Origin of the sequence: Paenibacillus pinisoli (assembly GCF_003605435.1) — a bacterium.
Classification (GTDB): Bacteria; Bacillota; Bacilli; order Paenibacillales; family Paenibacillaceae; genus Pristimantibacillus; species Pristimantibacillus pinisoli.
This window is the reverse complement of record NZ_QXQB01000002.1, coordinates 758,313-774,215: the sequence shown is the minus strand read 5'-3', so window position 1 is coordinate 774,215 and position 15,903 is coordinate 758,313. Positions and strand designations below refer to the sequence as shown.

The 15,903-nt window shown below is 54.8% G+C and carries 14 protein-coding genes; 8 read left to right on the top strand and 6 right to left on the bottom strand.

From position 1 onward, the window contains the following. Positions 1-18 precede the first annotated feature (18 nt). From D3P09_RS10850 to D3P09_RS10840, 3 genes are read right to left on the bottom strand one after another with little or no spacing between them, the layout of a single operon-like run. Positions 19-678, bottom strand: a complete 660-nt coding sequence (locus D3P09_RS10850) for a DsbA family oxidoreductase (RefSeq protein ID WP_120109703.1) — start codon at positions 676-678, stop codon at positions 19-21. Beyond that, complete coding sequence (locus D3P09_RS10845) at positions 650-2,008, bottom strand: purine/pyrimidine permease (RefSeq protein WP_165867387.1); 1,359 nt, start codon at positions 2,006-2,008, stop codon at positions 650-652. Before D3P09_RS10845 ends, D3P09_RS10850 begins: the two co-directional genes overlap by 29 nt. 36 nt (positions 2,009-2,044) lie before the next feature. Then, positions 2,045-2,587, bottom strand: coding sequence for an NADPH-dependent FMN reductase (locus D3P09_RS10840; RefSeq protein ID WP_120109699.1), 543 nt, complete (start codon positions 2,585-2,587; stop codon positions 2,045-2,047). A gap of 231 nt (positions 2,588-2,818) precedes the next feature. Between D3P09_RS10840 and D3P09_RS10835 the strand changes: the two genes are divergently transcribed. The 6 genes from D3P09_RS10835 (at position 2,819) to D3P09_RS10810 (ending at position 9,815) form a co-directional block, all read left to right on the top strand. Next, on the top strand, positions 2,819-3,349 hold the full coding sequence (locus D3P09_RS10835) for a cupin domain-containing protein (protein ID WP_120109697.1): 531 nt from the start codon (positions 2,819-2,821) through the stop codon (positions 3,347-3,349). A 202-nt stretch (positions 3,350-3,551) separates the two neighbouring features. Next, positions 3,552-5,369, top strand: coding sequence for an asparagine synthase (glutamine-hydrolyzing) (gene asnB, locus D3P09_RS10830; protein WP_207892474.1), 1,818 nt, complete (start codon positions 3,552-3,554; stop codon positions 5,367-5,369). A gap of 5 nt (positions 5,370-5,374) precedes the next feature. Further along, on the top strand, positions 5,375-6,418 hold the full coding sequence (locus tag D3P09_RS10825; RefSeq protein WP_120109694.1) for a PrpF domain-containing protein: 1,044 nt from the start codon (positions 5,375-5,377) through the stop codon (positions 6,416-6,418). Next, a complete protein-coding gene (locus D3P09_RS10820; protein WP_207892473.1) occupies positions 6,388-7,497 on the top strand; it encodes an acyl-CoA dehydrogenase family protein in 1,110 nt (369 codons plus the stop codon). Before D3P09_RS10825 ends, D3P09_RS10820 begins: the two co-directional genes overlap by 31 nt. Continuing rightward, on the top strand, positions 7,494-8,912 hold the full coding sequence (locus tag D3P09_RS10815) for a dihydroorotase (protein WP_120109693.1): 1,419 nt from the start codon (positions 7,494-7,496) through the stop codon (positions 8,910-8,912). Before D3P09_RS10820 ends, D3P09_RS10815 begins: the two co-directional genes overlap by 4 nt. Before the next feature lie 84 nt (positions 8,913-8,996). Further along, positions 8,997-9,815 (top strand): cupin domain-containing protein, encoded by an 819-nt coding sequence (locus D3P09_RS10810; RefSeq protein ID WP_120109691.1) that lies wholly within the window; start codon positions 8,997-8,999, stop codon positions 9,813-9,815. A gap of 111 nt (positions 9,816-9,926) precedes the next feature. Here the strand turns inward: D3P09_RS10810 and D3P09_RS10805 are convergent, their stop codons facing one another. The 3 genes from D3P09_RS10805 to D3P09_RS10795 are packed head-to-tail and all read right to left on the bottom strand — an operon-like array spanning position 9,927 to position 12,657. Next, on the bottom strand, positions 9,927-11,042 hold the full coding sequence (locus tag D3P09_RS10805) for an ABC transporter substrate-binding protein (RefSeq protein ID WP_120109690.1): 1,116 nt from the start codon (positions 11,040-11,042) through the stop codon (positions 9,927-9,929). 21 nt (positions 11,043-11,063) lie between these two features. Further along, positions 11,064-11,888: an ABC transporter permease gene (locus D3P09_RS10800; protein ID WP_165867386.1), complete on the bottom strand. Its 825-nt coding sequence runs from the start codon at positions 11,886-11,888 to the stop codon at positions 11,064-11,066. Beyond that, positions 11,857-12,657, bottom strand: a complete 801-nt coding sequence (locus D3P09_RS10795) for an ABC transporter ATP-binding protein (RefSeq protein WP_165867385.1) — start codon at positions 12,655-12,657, stop codon at positions 11,857-11,859. The genes D3P09_RS10800 and D3P09_RS10795 overlap by 32 nt, the downstream gene beginning before the upstream one ends. A gap of 449 nt (positions 12,658-13,106) precedes the next feature. Between D3P09_RS10795 and D3P09_RS10790 the strand changes: the two genes are divergently transcribed. Then, positions 13,107-14,117 carry an ABC transporter substrate-binding protein gene (locus D3P09_RS10790; RefSeq protein ID WP_243644069.1) on the top strand — a complete coding sequence of 337 codons (1,011 nt, stop codon included), beginning with the start codon at positions 13,107-13,109 and terminating at the stop codon, positions 14,115-14,117. Positions 14,118-14,230: 113 nt separating this feature from the next. Continuing rightward, the gene (locus D3P09_RS10785) at positions 14,231-15,886 is read left to right on the top strand and encodes an AraC family transcriptional regulator (protein WP_120109685.1); all 1,656 of its coding nucleotides are present in this window, start codon (positions 14,231-14,233) and stop codon (positions 15,884-15,886) included. Positions 15,887-15,903: the final 17 nt, after the last annotated feature.

Genomic DNA, 15,903 nt, shown 5'->3' with positions numbered 1-15,903 from the left:
TAGCTCCTCTCGGACAGATTAGGAACAGCCGTCAATGGTGCAGCTTATGCCCATGCTCCATTGCTCCAGCCGCTCCAGTCGCTGCTTCTTGAATTCGGCATCAATGGCTTCCAGAAACTGCTCTTTATATAGAAGCCACTTGTACGCCGTATTGCCGATTACATAGGTTGGCGCAGCCGTAATATCGGCTTCGTACAGCGCATGATGCAGCGCTTGCCGGTGCGTCTCCCGATAGGTGCCATTCTCCAGCGCCTCACGGTATGACGGGCCGTCCAGACCCAGCTCCTCGGCCAGCCGGGTCAGCACATCGATATCTCCGATATGAAGGCCATCCTGGAAGAAGGCCTTGTACACGCGTGAATGATAGGCTTCGCCGATGCCTGCTTGCTTGGCGAATTGATAGCCTTCAAAGGCCAGATGCGTATACGGCTGCGGGGAGATCTCTGGCATGCGGATAGGAACGCCTAGCTGTTCTGCGATAGGGTAGACCTTCTCGCTCCAGCTCCTTTGCATATACCCGTCCTCAGGGCGGAGAGTCGGCGTCGGATAAGGCCTCAGCTCGAAGGGCAGATGCTCGATGGTTACATCTCGCTCCGCTGCCGCCGCCCTCAGCTGGCCATCGGCCAGCAAGCAGAAGGGACAGACATAATCAGAGTACACTTTGATCGTTAACGGCATGGCCGGTGCTCCTTTCAATAGAGGATGGATTGCGTCTCCAACGTCCGAATCCGGAGCCGGAGGAGAGAGAATCCTTCCACTGCCAGGTCTGCTCCAGTACAATCGACACCAGTACGCCGACTACCAGTCCATTGTTCAGAATCGGCTTGAGCACATCTGGCAGTCCTGCAAGGCTGGCTGCGGGAATGAACATGCTGCCAACTCCGGCGAACAAGGAAATGGCTGTAATCGTCAGCTTCTTCTCGTCATGCAGCACCGAGCCCAGCTCCTTCAGCCCTGCCGAGAGCAAATGTGCAAAGGACGTAAAGATGACGGCAAAGGCAACCGGTACAGGCACGGACGCAAGTACGGCGGTGAGATACGGGAAAAAGCCGGAAACGATTAGCAGCAGGCAGCCGATGATGAACGGCAGCCGCTTCGTCATGCGCGTAGAGGCTACAAATCCGGCGGAATGGGAGTTGGATACGCAGCCGACAGCAGAGAAAGAGCCGGACAGCAGCTGATTGACGCCCATTACAATACCCGATCTCCGGTAGCGGTCCGCAGGCGCAATTCCGATCGTCTTCTCCATGACGACGATAGCGGCAATCATGTTGATCAGCAGCGGTAGAGTAATGACCAGCGTCGTAAGCGCAATGCCCGGGTCGAAGAGAGGCGTTCCCCATGCGAACAACCGGGGGAAGAGCACAGCCGTATCCGGCAGCTTGGGCAAGGATGGAATATGACCGAAGAGCAGGAAGAGGCCGTATCCGGCCGCGATTCCGATCAGTGCCGAATAGTTGCGAAGCCAGGCGGTCTTGCCTCTGCCGCACAGGAAGGTAAGCAGAAGAGTTGCAATCGCCGGCGCTGCGATGCTGGCATGAATGTAGGCATCCTTATAGCCCACCCCAAGAATGCCCTTCACGATAGGAGAGCTGAATTGGAAGATAAGCAGCAGCAAGTAAGTGCCGGTTACGACTGGGGTGAACAGCTGCTTTAAATAACGAATCAGGTGAAAGGCGCTCAGAAGCAGAATGATGGTCCCGCCAACCAGCAAGCCCATCTCCATCTGGCGCAACAGCTCGGTGCCGGATGAGCCGGGCGCCAGATTCGCCGCAAGCAGGATGAAGACGCCCCACCATACGCCGGCGGGGCCTTCCAGGATCGGAAGCTTATGCCCAAGCGTCACTTGCAGCAGAGAGGATATCCCGATGACGACCAGCGTTCGCTGCAGCAGGCTGATCGTATCCGCATCCGAGAGCTGGAATGCCGCCGCGACAACGATCGGTGCGACCAGCCCGCCCGTCAGCAGAAAGAAGGTCCATTGCAGGGAATCAAGCAGCGTTCTCAAGGACCGCACGCTCCTTCATGCGGCGCCGGGCAGCCGTCATACGCTCGCTTCCGTCTTCAGTTCGGATGCGAGCTCTTGCACTAGCGACTGAAGCGCCTGGACGCCGGCTTCGTCGATGAAGATGCCGTGCTGGTCGATCTGTCCGGGATCAGCGACATATTGAGAGGACAGCACATTCGCCTGGAGGCCGCGCAGCACGAGACGCAGATTGTTCAGCGCGTTGATGCCGCCTTTGCCGCCGCCGGCTGCAGCTGCGATGGCTACCGGCTTGCCGCGGAAGTGGTCGCCATTCAGGAAGTCCAGCGCGTTCTTCAGCGCGCCGCTGATGCCGTTGTGGTATTCCGGCGTCACGATGAAGAAGGCGTCGGCTTCCTGCGCAAGCTTCTTTAGCTGCACGACGGTATCCAGCTCCTGCTGGGCGGGATCGCCATTGAACAGGGGAAGTACATGACGGTGAAGGTCCAGCAGCTGGGAGTTGCCCTGCTTATCTCTTAGCAAGCGGTATACAACATTGATGACAGCTTTGGTATTGGCTCCGGCACGAGGGCTTCCGCTAATGAACAGCACATTTTTACTCATTTCTCACACGCTCCACATCCAGATTAATCCCAAATAAAACCAACTTCTCCGGGTTAATTAGTATCATACGTTCGGGCAATAAAAACTTCCAATACCAAATTCATAATGGGTTTCATAGCCTGCCAATTATGAACCTATTGCCCCCAGCCTATCGGTTATATTTTTCATTGACAGGATCAATGAATCCCATTTATGATAAGTGACAATTCAAATTGGAATAGGAGGAATTAGATGGCTAAATTACGTATTCGTGGTACGGCAGAGCCCGTTGAGGGTTCTGCCATCGGTATATTTTTGGAGGAGCAGGGAGTCTACTATGAACGATGGGAGGGGAATCACACCCCTTTCGCCTATGACGATCGGCTGCTGCTGACGGAGGAGGAGAAGGCGGAGCTGCTGCGCATTTATGAGCATCGGATTGCCGACTTCGCGAAGAGAAGAGGCTATAAGCAATGGGACATTGTCATCCTGTCGGACCAGACGCCAGACATGCTTCAGAAGTTCGGCTCGCTGCACTATCATCTGGACGATGAAGTGCGGATTGTACTTGGCGGCGGGGGCGTTTTTACGATTAAGAGAGAAGACGGGACAGGATATTTTGAGCTGACGGCAGTGGCTGGCGATGTGGTGGTTGTGCCTGCTCGCAGGCCGCATGCTTTCCGCTTGGCGGAGCAGCCGCAATTTATCGTTGTCCGCTTGTTCGAGGGAGAGGCTTCGTCGGTTACGTACAAGGCGGACGATCCGTCGTTTCATGTCAATTAATGTCGGAACGATAGCCTTCGGTTAATGCGATTGATTTGATAAGTTATATTGGACGGTATAGGAGGGGGGAGAGTACAGTCTAATTGTAAAACCTTCCAGAAACAACGCCTAATTTTTAACATTATGTGAAACTTTATGTCGGAAGGAGGGATGAAGCCTGAATCAATTGGCTGGGATAAATATAGCTGATAGGGAGTGGTAAATGATGTGCCGAATATTCGGGTATATCGGTAATGATTACGTTGATCCCGGTCGATTGAAGGCAGTCTCCGATTTGCAGCTGGCAGGCGGACCGGATCAGCAGTCGGTATTGGCGGAGAGAAACTGGGCGATTGGCAACAACCGGCTTGCGATTGTCGGACTCGATGGCGGCCAGCAGCCTTACAGCCTTGGCGATTCCATACGGATTGTACTCAATGGAGAGATTTACAACCATCGCGAGCTAAGAGGCAAGCTGGAGGCGAAGGGCTATACCTTCGAGGATCATTGCGACGGCTCCATCCTGCCTGCGCTGTATGCAGAGTATGGACAGGATTTTGTCCGGTATCTGGATGGGATGTTCGCCATTGCGGTCATTGATTTGCGGGAACGGGTAACGCTGACCTTGGCGACGGATCCGGCTGGGATCAAATCCTTGTACTATTACTGGGATGAACGGAATGAGACCCTCTACTTCTCCTCAGAGCTGCCTTCCTTGCTGGCCTTCGGCAGTGTGCCTTCTAGCCTGTGGCTGCCGGGCGTTGACTTCTACTTGACGACGAAGGTGGTGTTCGGCGAGCGGACGCTGTTCGACGGAGTTTATGCGCTTCCTCCTTCTTCGTTGCTGCAAGCACGATTGGGTGAGCGTCCAGCTCTTCGACGGTGGAAGACGCTGCTGGAATCAGACCCGCTCGGTGGGGAACCGTCAGGCGCTTCTCAATCGCTGCGCGGGCAGCTTGACCGTGAGGTTGCAGCGCTGCTGCTTGCTGATGTGCCCGTCTCCACCATTAATAGCGGAGGGCTGGATTCCAGCCTGGTGACCGCGCTGGCGAGCAAGAGGCAAGCGGGCATTCATTCCTTCAACCTTTCCTACGTGGGTGATTGGCCGCTGGACGAGAAGATCTATGCCAGAGAAGTATCGAGGCGTTACGGCACGACGCATCATGAGGTGCTCGTCGATCCGCGTGACTTCGAGAAGCTGCTGCCGCTTGTGGCAGAGCGTCTGGGACAGCCCAATGCTGATCCCATTACGCTCAGCAGCTACGCCTTATTCGAAGCGATTCATGAAGCAGGCTTCAAGGTAACGATATCCGGCGACGGAGCGGACGAAATGTTCGCGGGCTACGACCGGTTCCTGGAAGCGTCCGTGGCGGGGGATAATTGGATCAAGCCTTATGTGGACGCGCTGGGTGTCGCCTCCCCAGAGCTGCGCAAGGAACTGTATAGCGACGATTATCGCGCCTTTATTCAAGATAACGGCTCAATCGGCGATCAGATTGCCGACAGCCTGCGCGCGGCGAACCACCGGAAAGGGCGGCTGGACGCCATTCTGGAGTTCGAGCGGGAGTACCGGCTGCCTTCCTATCATTTAAGACGCGTCGATCATCTCAGCATGGCGCATTCCGTAGAAGTCAGGGTCCCTTATTGCCAGCCGCGCATACTGAACCTGGCGGGCAAGCTGCCCGTTGATTGGCGGATCGGGGAAGGGAAAGTGAAAAGGCTCCTGTACCGTGCCGCGGAAGGTCAGCTGCCTGATGCGATTCTGAACCGCAAGAAGCAGCCCTTTACGCTTCCGATAGACGCCATGATGCGCAAAGGGCTCCCGCTCTATGAAGCAGTGGAGCGCGTACTCGATAGGGATACTCTTCGGAGACAGAACTTATTCAGCCCAGCAGCGGTAGAGAAGCTGCTGCGCAAGCAGGCAACTCAGCCCGACGGCAAGATAGCGCTTACACTATGGTCGCTCGTTATCTTTCAGCTATGGATTAATCAATATCACGTTCATATCGGTGCTTCCAAACAATATCAGTTTGAGGGGTGATTCACATGCAGACGTATCTGGCTCATGCCGAGGGAAGCGTGTCTTCATCCATCGTTATTGATGGAATAGAGTTGCCTGCTTCGCCTGATGCCATTATTCCGATTCTTAAGGACATTCATGACGATCTGGACCATGAGGAGCGGCCATACGGATTCATCTCCAAATTTGTGGTAATCCGGCCGTCCAAGCATCCTATGTACGATTTGAACTATCTGTTTTTCCAGCTTGTGCCGGGCAATCCCGTCTCATTCGATTATTCCGGCAGCTGCGGGCATTCCATTCTGGCTGCCATTCAAGTCGCGATGAAGTGGGGCTGGCTGCCAAGCGCCAGCCCGGGGCTGAGGGTTCGCGTCTTTGTAGAGAACGTCGGCGATTCCCTGGTCTGTGAGGTTGATCATGCGGTACGCTCCGGCATGAACTGCACGGCGCACTTCATCGCGGATGACGGCACGTCGCTCGCCAGCCTGCTGCCATCCGGCGCTCTGACGAACCGGCTCGCTACACCGTTCGGTGATTATGAGGCATCGATTGTATCCTCCGGCAATCCTTATGTGTTCGTACAAGCTGCGGATCTTGGCATTCAGTCGGAGGGGGAGCTGTTCGAGACGGGAGGCGATACGCTGGATCGTCTTAATGCGATTCGCAGATCAGCGGCGCAGCTGCTGGGCTGGAATCCGGATGGCGTCTTTCCGAAGGTGGCGGCTATCGCCAGCTATGAACCGGACACGATCTCGTTCAGGGCGATCTCCATCCCGACCTGGCATCCGACGATTGCGCTTACCGGAGCGGCTTGCATTGGAGCGGCTGCCGCTATTGAGGGCACGGTTGTGCAGCGGCTGATTGGAAGCGCGAGTGCGGCAGGCTATCGGCTAAGAGTAAGCACGAAAGGCGGAAGCACTTATATCTCGACCGCTACGACGGGTGGCAAGCTGACGGATTATTTGCTATATAGCAGCATTTCTGAAAAAAACGTGCGCCTGCTTGGAGCGCTACCGTTTAAGAAAGGAGCAACGTACGAATGGGAGTTGCAACGCAAGGTGTACGCATAGAATCATTGCTGGAAGAGCTGGAACGCTACGCCGCTTTGGCTGACGAGACTGGCCATACGCAGCAAGAATCGCTTGATGCGCTGAAGGCATCCGGATTTCTGGGCAGCCTCGTTCCGGAGGAGTATGGAGGGCTCGGCCAAGACTCTCTATTTGCTGGCAGACTCATCGCTTCTATTGCATCCATTGATCCGTCGATCGCCATTATCGTATTCCAGCATTTCTCCGTCGTATCCCGAATACTGGAATGGGGCAGCGTGAAGCAGCGAACGGACTACTTGCCTAAGCTTGCGAATGGGCAATGGCTAGCTGCATCGGCTTGGTCAGAGACTGGTGCTGGAGCAAATAAACAGAATATTGCGACAATAGCGGAGCGGAAAGGGGACGGCAGCTGGATCATCGGAGGCGTCAAATCATTTACGACCGGGGCCGGACTTGCGGATCTGTACCTGGTGCTGGTTCAGACGGGAACAGGAGACTCTGGGTCGCTGTACGGCAATTCGGGACAATCGTTTTTCCTGATCGAGACGACGCAGGGGATTTCCGCCGATGCGGATACGAATTTGTCCGGCATGAGAGGCTCCTCCACCGGCTTCATCCATTTGCATCATTGCGAGGTAGCAAGCGAGCAGTTGATTGGACCGCTGGGAGGAGCGCCAAGAGTCATTAACGGCATTCGCGAGTGCGGGCTGACGCTGGGTTCGGTGTCGCTTGGCATTAGTGAAGCGGCTTATGCTCTGGCGCTGGAGCAAGTGCTCGCGAGAGGCCAGCAAGCCAATCCTCTGCTGCAATCGGCCCTGTCTGACCTGCATATGCAGCTCGAAGCGGTCCGCGCGCTGGTGGAGAAGGTTGCGGCGAAGGAAGGGGGCGACCGGCTTAGCCAGATTGCCTACCAGTCCAAAATCTTCGCTTCCGAGTCCAGCGAAAGAATCGTCCGCGAAGCCCAGCAGATTATTGGAGGCTCCGGTTATGTGCGCGGGAAAAAAATCGAGCGCCTGCTGCGCGATGCCAGAGCCGTCTCGCTCATGGGGCCGGTGAACCGGCTCGCCCGGGAAATTATCGGAAGGGAGCTAATCTCATGAGCGGGACCGTGTATGATCTGATCGTAACGAATGCCCGCATCGTCTATCGCGACCGCATCCTTCATGGCGGAATCGCTGTCCGGGACGGGAAAATCGCGAAGCTGCTGAAGCAGGATGAAGAGGCAGCAGCGAACCGCACGATCGATGTGGAAGAGAGATACGTGCTGCCGGGACTTATCGATTCGCATGTGCACTTCCGAACGCCGGGCTATGAGCATAAGGAGAATTGGCATTCGGCTTCAAAGGCGGCGGCAGCGGGAGGTGTGACTACGGTGCTGGATATGCCCAATACGAACCCGTATACCGATACGGTGGACAGGCTGCGGCAGAAGGCGGCCCTTGTGCACGGCCAGTCGTATGTCGACTACGGCTTCCACATTGGAGTCGCACCAGGCAAGGCGGGAGCGCTGCAGGCGCTGTCCCGCGGGGAAGCGGCAAGCATAAAGCTGTTTCTGACCGGGCATCACACAGCGAAGCACATTATTGACGACGAGGTGGAGCTGGATTATATATTCCGGCTGGCTGCAGACAAAGGCATTCTGCTGACGCTGCATGCAGAGGATGACTTTGTGCTGCGGCTGTTCCGCCAGACTCGCTACGAGCCGTCCGGCTTGACGAATTACGAGGCGGCATATCCGCGTATAGGTGCCATTGCTGCTGTCGCGCGGACGCTTCGGCTTGTCCGCAAGCATAGCACTTCCGTCCACGTGCTGCATGTATCGTCGGCTGAAGAAGCGGATTTGCTGGACGCGGCAGCAGCGGCAGGCTACCCCGTCACGTACGAGACGACCGCGCATCAATTATGGTTCGATCACGCAAGCGCTGAACCGCTAGGGACAAGGGCAAAGCTGAGTCCCGCCATCAGGGAGCCGAGAGATCGGGAAAGGTTATGGCAGTCCATCGCTCACGGTACGCTGACGTCGGTTGGCAGCGACCATGCGCCGCATTCGATAGCGGAAAAGAGCTTCGCCTTCCACGATGCGCCGCCGGGTCTGCCCGGCGTTCAAGAGCTTCTGCCCGCTTTGTTGACTGGACTGAAGCGGAATCTTCCCGCTTTGACCAGAGAAGAGCGGCTGCTAACGGCAGCAAGACTGCTTGCGGCAGGACCTGCTCTCCGCTTTGGCCTCGATCATCAGAAAGGCAGCATTGAAGCGGGACTGGATGCCGATCTCCTGATTGTGGACGACGAGAAGAAGTGGACGGTGACCACTGAGCGCGTGCTGTCAGGAAGCGGCTGGTCGGCTTATGAAGGATTGGAGCTGGAAGGAGAAGCGTTAGTGACAATTGTCAGGGGGCATGTGGTATACGACAGAGGGCAGTTCGGCGAGGAAATCGGAGAGCGAATCCCTCTTCGGCGGGAGCTTCCTGATGCCTTCGGACGTACGGCGGGAAGTCCTTATCGCGTGTTGGCTTAAGCTTTATGGGAGGACACAAGACAGTGCGGCAAGCCAGAGAATCTTTGCTTGCTTGCCCAAACTATCCATTTTGAAGGAGGAATAATGATGACAACAGCAGCAAAACCGTTAACATCCGGCGCAGTCATTAGGTGGTCGGAATTGAATTGGGAGGATCGGGGCGAATTGCTGGTCGCGATTCCAGTGAATGAAGAGAAGGGTGCGGCGCTGGTCAAGGGGCTGGTCGTCCGCATTAAGCCGGGCGGCACCTGGAGCAGCTGCGAGAAGGGGAAAGCCCAGGAAGTCGTGGGCGTTATATGGAGGGGCAAAGGCAGCGCGCGCGTAGGCGAGGCAACAAGCTCTTTAGAGGCGTCTTCCGCCTTGTATGCGCCGTCTGGTACCGATTATGAGGTGAAGGCGGATCAAGGGGAGGAGATCACGCTGTACATTTGGCAGACGGAGTTGCCAGCAGGGTCGCTGGCGGCATCGAAGCCAAGGCTGTTCAATCATCTGTATAACGACGAGACTCAACTGAAAGGATTCACAGGCAACGATCCGTCGCAAACCATCACCAATCCGGCCAATATGAACTTCCTGTTCTGGCCGGGCACCGGCAGCGCCAGGCTGTCGCTGCATTGCGGCATCCAGGAGCCGGGCCAAAGCTTTGCCGTTCACCAGCATCCGCATTCCAGTGAGCTGTTCATCGGCGTGGAGGGTAAGGGCGAAATCCACTTGAATGGGGAATGGCATCCGTTCGAGGCGGGCGATCTGCTTTATGTGCCGCAGGGTATCTTCCACGGTACTCGCAATCTATACACCGGCGAAGGTGCGGCCAGATTCGTGACGACAGGCGGACCGACGCCGTTTGATGCCAGCTTCTACACCTTTGCAGGCGTATCGCCAGAGGTCGTCAATCCGGAATAAATAACTGAACAAAGAGAAACCGTTCCTTCGCAGATGGCAGTGTGACTCGCCATTTACGAAAGGAACGGTTTTTTTGTTCATCTCATATGATGATGTCCAGTTTGCAGTCGATTACGGGATTGTAACAAGTCCGGGATCAACAGCCTTCAAATAGGAGGTATCGATAAACGTGTTGAAGTCCGGCACTTCCTTAATTTTCTCGTTATCCAGCAGGAACTTTGAGATGGTCTCCAGCGCACCGGTCAGCTCAGGTGTCAGATCAAGCGCATAGTGATTCAGCGCAATCAAGGTTTTAATATCGGCAGCATCCTGCCCCAGTGTTTTTGCGATATGTGCAGCTGCCTCATCTGGATTCGATTGAATAAAGCCGACAGACTTGTTCAGCGCGCGCAGCACGGCTTTGACTGTCTCGGGGTGTTTGTCTGCAAAGTCGCTATGGCCGATCAGGACGGAATACGAGTGGATCAGCTGCTGAGGTCCTTCCTCGCCTGGCACATGAGATTCCTTGCCGGTCAGGAGCGCAACGCCGCCGCTCTTGACGCCATTCAGAGCTACAGGCTGCCAGATGACGAAGGCATCGATATTGCCTGCCTGGAAGGCGGGCACCAGCTCGGTCGGACCGATCTTGAACGGCTCGATCGATGTGGCGTCAACGCCATATTTCTCCACGATACGGAGGAAGAAGGCTTCGGATACTGTACCTGGGACATAGGCAACTTTCTTGCCGTTCAAGTCAGCGGGCGTTTTGATTTTATCCGGATTGACGACCAACGTCTGCACGCCGGATATGTCTGCCTGCTGGGCGATAATCTCGATCGGCAGGCCGGAAGCCTTGGCAATAATCGGCGGAATGTCGCCGGAAGATCCGAGCTGGATGCTCTTCGAGCCTAATGCGGCAGTAACATCGGGACCGGCAGCGAACAACTCGATTTTGACCTCCAGGCCTTCCTCCTTGAAGTAACCTTCTTCGCTTGCGATTACAATGAGCGGAGACAATTGCGTATCGCGCGCCGTGCCGATTGAGAGACTGGTCGTTTCCAGAGCTGGCGCAGGCGGCTCGGACGGCTCAGTAGTAGCGGCAGGAGCCGAAGGAGAAGGAGATACGGACGGCTGCGTCGATGCCGATGGAGCCGGCTTGGTGCTGCTTCCGCATGCGGCGAGCAGTACCGTAAATGCAACGAATAGCAGGATAAGAAAGGATAAGTTCGATTGACGTTTCTTAAACATAGCAATAGCCTCCAAAGTAGTTTATTTCCAACGCAGCAGAAGCTTCTCCAGCGTGGTCAGCAGCAAGTTAATGAAATAGCCGATAATGCCGATGGTAATCATGCCGACCAGCACCTGATCGGTTTTGAACATGTAACGCCCTTCCTGGATAAGGAAGCCCAGCCCTTCGTTCGCCGCAATCAGCTCGGAGCCAACCAAGCATATAAAAGCCATGCCCATTCCCGAGCGGATACCGATCATCATATTCGGGATGGCGGCGCGCAGCGTAACATGCCAGAAGATATGCAGCTTGCCGGCACCTAGCGATTGCGCAGCGCGGATATGCACGGGGTCGACCTGACTGATCCCGCCCGTAATATTGAGCAGTAGGGGGAAGAAGGCGCCGTATATAATAATGGATATTTTCGACCATTCATCGATGCCAAGCCACAGGATGGCAAGAGAGATGAAGGCAAGCGGCGGAATGGGCCGCAGCAGCTCGACAATGGGATTGATCGCATCCCGCAAAAGACGGGAGGAGCCAAGCATAAGCCCCAGCGGGAGCGCAATGGCGAAGGCAACGGCGAAGCCGAGGAATACGCGCTTCAGGCTGGACAGCGCATGAACGACGAGCGAGCCGTCCCCCAGCATGTGCGACATCGTCTGAAGCGTAGCAATCGGGCTGGGGAGTTGGGAAGGAGCGACATAGCCTAGTCCGGTAATGAGCCCCCAAGCAAGCAGCAGCACAGCCAGCCCAGACAGCTTGATGAGCAGCCGTGTCCAAGCTCTCCTTCCAATCGGCAGCAGCCGTTTTCTTAAGGAAGGCCGTACACCCTTATGCGGTAATGACGGATAGGTGTTCTCCATACGGGCGCTCTCCTTCTCGCAAAGCATCACTAATGCGGGACTGGAACTGAAGCAGCCTCTCGTCATGGCGATTGCGCAATCTTGGCAGATCGATGCGAAGATCGAGCGCGATGCGGGCAGGATTCGGCTGCAGGACAATGACCCGGTCGGCGAGGTAGACGGCCTCTTGAATGCTATGGGTGACGAACAGGCAGGTTTTGCGCTGTTGCTCCCACAGGCCAAGCAGCTCGGCTTGCAGCTTCTCGCGCGTCTGCTCGTCAAGCGCGGCGAAAGGCTCATCCATAAGCAATATGCCAGGCTCATTGGCAAGCACTCTTGCAAGCCCCGCCCGCTGCTTCATACCGCCGGACAGCTTGCCGGGATAATGCTTCTCGAAGCCGGCCAGTCCGACCATCTCAATATAATGGCGGGCGCGTTCCTTGCGCTCCGAAGCTTGGACGCCGTTCACTCGCAGGCCGAACTCCACATTCTGTTCTACAGTAAACCAGGGAAACAGGGCATATTCCTGGAACACAACGCCGCGCTCCTTGCCGGGCTTCTCGATCCGGGCACCGTTGTAATAGATGTTGCCTTCATAAGGCTGGAATCCGGCTACGCAATTAAGAAGAGTCGTCTTCCCGCAGCCGCTGGGGCCGAGCAGGCATATAAATTCTCCCTCATCCACGGTCAGCTTCAGCCGGCTCAAGACGGGACGATCTGCGGAGTGACCGGGACTTTTGAATGCTACAGTGACGCCTTCAAACGACAAAATGGGAGTACCTTCATGCAACGTTAGATCCACTCCTTTCGCAAAATTCATACTATTCCACTAAGATATGTTGCATATTGCTACTACTGTACCAGTGATAAATCAACCAATCCAATACAAAATTGGCTATGTAATTGATAGCTTGCGTACAATGCATGGGGTGGTTTGGGCAACAAAAAACCGGACCTTCGTTCTATCGAACGAGCATCCGGTTCGCCGTTAGCGTGACTCTTTAGAGTAACAAGTATAATTTTTAGTAACCATCAAACTAACCTGCGCTGCAGCTCTTCCCGGGGGAACCCTTCATATGGATGTATACTACCGGAAAGGACTGCGCATATTTAAAATTCATTTATCCAAAACCAAATAGGCCTTTTCAAAATGTCCATTGTTGAAACAAGCATCCCCGCCTATACTGGCATAGTGATAATGATTATCATTACTATGAATAAGGGAAAAGGGGATTTGATATGAATCAGCAGGATAACCGCCGCTTGCAGCCATGGAAGCTCATGATGATGGCGGCTCTCGCGGCGCTTGCATTAAGCGCATGCGGCAACACAGCGAATACAAACTCGGTGAATAAGCCTTCTGCAACGCCAGTTACGACTGACGGGGAAAAAGTCGTGGGTACAGAAGAGGCTTCTAAAGTTCGCATGTTCAAGGATTGGACCGGACATGACGTCGAGGTGCCTAGCAATCCGGAGCGCATCATCTTCCATTCGGAGACAACCGGAGATTTGCTGGCGCTTGATGTTATGCCTGTTGGCATTTTGGGACAGAGCATTAAAGGCTCTTCTTTCGAGGATAGAATGGCGAATGCAGAAGATGTGGGATTCCCGATTAACGTAGAGAAAGCATTGGAGCTGAATACCGATCTCATCATCTTTGCCAACAGCGACGAAGCGCAATACGAGCAGCTGTCCAAGGTTGCTCCGACAGTGACCTTCGATTCGTTCGCTCCGCTGCCTGAGCGTCTGACTACGCTTGGCAAGCTGCTGGGCAAAGAGAAGGAAGCGCAAGAATGGCTGGATAACTACAAGCAGCAGGAGACGGGTATGTGGAAGTCTCTTCACGAGATCGGCGTAGGAGGAGAGGAGACGGCTTCGGTCATTACGTTCTATCCAGGCAATCGGCTATTTGTTATGTTAGCCGCCGGATTGCCGCAGCTGCTCTACAGCGAAGGCGGCTTCAAAATGACTGAACCAATAAGCAGCGCTATGAGCGAGGGCGTCGGATTCGTCGAAATTTCGATGGAGAAGCTTGCCGAATTTGCAGGGGACCGCATATTCGTGTTGACGCCGGAGTCGGAGGAAGCGCAGGCGGATACGAAAGCATTGCTGGATAGCGCGCTTTGGAGCGGGCTTCCGGCGGTGAAGAACGGTTATGTCTATGAATTGCCAATTAACAAAGCGTCAAGCGACGCCACTTCGCGTGAATGGCTGGTGGGGGAACTGCCGAAGCTGATGGCGAAGTCGTAATAGACCTCGCATTTTACTAGAAATAAAGCAAAGAAGCTTTCGACTAACGTTGAAAAGCTTCTTTTTTTTCGTTATAGTGATAATGATTATCATTGACGGCGGGTGAGAGGGACATGAGAGCTAGTCATTCAACAATACCGATCGGTTCGTTATTATTCCAGTTGATAGACGGGACTCTTAACAGGTGCTCAAATCTGGAGAGAACTGAGCGGAGCATATCGGATACCTATCTTCTGCTCGTATTTCTGAAAGGGGAAGCGCAGCTGATCATTGGTGACGAATTGTACCCTATTCAGGCGAAACAATCGTATTGCGTGCTTCCTGGAATGAAGTACAGTGTTGAACATAAGGGCAGATTAGGACTGCAGTACTTCCAGCTCTCCTTTCGCGTGATTCAGTCGGAAGACGGAAGCATGGGGCGGTACGCGGGTCCTCTATGGCCGGGCCAAGGTCCGCTTCGAGCATTTCCTTTCACTCGAATTCTGCAAATTGCAGAGCAGCTGGCAGAGAGTGCAGCTGACAAGGACGGTATAGAGCAATTCAAGCGAAATCAATTATTTCAAGAGCTGATCGGTTTTCTGCTGGAACAGCAGCATCAATCGGAGGAGACGGATTCTCCTATTCATGCTGTGACTTCGTCTATTCAATATATAGAAGAGCATTACACGGACGCGCTTACCGTTAGAGAGCTGGCGGACCGGTCGGAGGTGCCGTATTGGCAATACTCCTCCATCTTCAAGGAGCTGACGGGCAAGAAGCCGAACGATTACATCGCGGAGCTGCGCATGGCGCGGGCCAAGGAGATGCTGCTGCGAACGAATGCGCCGCTGAGGGAAATCGCCAGCCAGACGGGATATGTGGATGAATATTATTTTAGCCGGCGATTCCGGCAATCGACGGGGCTAGCGCCAAGGCAATATGTCGCAGCGATGAGGAAGAAGATATCCGTTCGCGATTGGACCGGCCATGAGGTGCATATTCCCGCACACCCCAAGCGCATCGTCTTCTATGGGGAGACCGTTGGCGATCTGCTGCCCCTTGGCGTCAAGCCTGTCGGCTGCAATTACGGCTTGCAAGAAGCCTGGTGTGAAGAAGAGCGGCACACCATTGTGGATATAGGCACTCCGCTGGAGCTCGATACGGTCGAGAAGCTGGACCCGGATCTTATCATTTACGCCAATGCAGATGAAAAGCAGTATAAGAAAATCGCAAAGATTGCGCCGACGGTTACTTTCGACAGCTATCAATCGTTAAAGGAGCGCATGCATACCCTTGGCCATTGGTTCGGCAAACGCCGTGAAGCGGAGATGTGGCTGCACCGTTTTGAACAGCATGCAGAGGAGATGTGGGGGTCGCTTAAGCCGGTTATCCGGCAAGAAGAGACTGCATCCGTCTTCACCTACCATCGTGGTGACCGCCTATTCGTCATGGGAATGATCGGGTTGACCGAGATGCTGTACCACCCGCATGGCTTCAGGCCGACCAAACGCATTCAAATGCTTCGTAACCAGCGCCGGGCTTATCATGAGATTACCAAAGCTCAAATCAAGGATTACGCAGGCAACCGTATTTTTTTGATTTTGCCTACGGATTCAAAGGCAAGAGAAGAGACGGAAGCGTTATGGGGCAGCCCGTTATGGAATAGCCTCACAGCCGTTCGAGAAGGGCGCGCTTATCTCGTAGAGGAAGGGAAGTGGAACATCGGAGACGCCGTGTCAAGCGAGAGGCTGTTAGAGCTGTTGCCTGCCCTTCTGAGAGAAAGCCGTTAAATTTAAGCCAGTCTTCC